The sequence below is a fragment of the Bradyrhizobium sp. LeoA1Lang genome, from assembly GCF_055413685.1.
Genome location: NZ_JBVAPG010000677.1, coordinates 1 through 251, shown reverse-complemented (window position 1 = coordinate 251; position 251 = coordinate 1). Strand labels below are relative to the sequence as shown.

The following is a 251-nucleotide window of genomic DNA, read 5'->3' as shown; positions in this document are numbered from 1 at the left end:
ATGGCGCCCCCTTTGCGTCGACAGGCGCCGGCGGACTGTCAAGGCTGTCGGTGAAGCTGATCAAGGCCGGCGTCACGCCGGAACGCATTGCTCCGGGCAAGCCGCAGCAGAACGGCCGTCACGAGCGAGGGTGTCAGAAAGAATGTGTAAGCAGGTTTCTGTGAGTTTACCTTACCGAGGAGACTCACATGACGACCGACACGACGATTACACCTGAACTGCTGGATCAACTGCTTGCTAACTATGAGAAG

At 57.8% G+C, this 251-nt stretch carries 1 pseudogene; it reads left to right on the top strand.

The window, feature by feature from the left end:
* Positions 1-128: pseudogene (locus tag ACZYOF_RS44940) on the top strand (IS481-like element ISHne2 family transposase); the annotation flags it as partial.
* Positions 129-251: the final 123 nt, after the last annotated feature.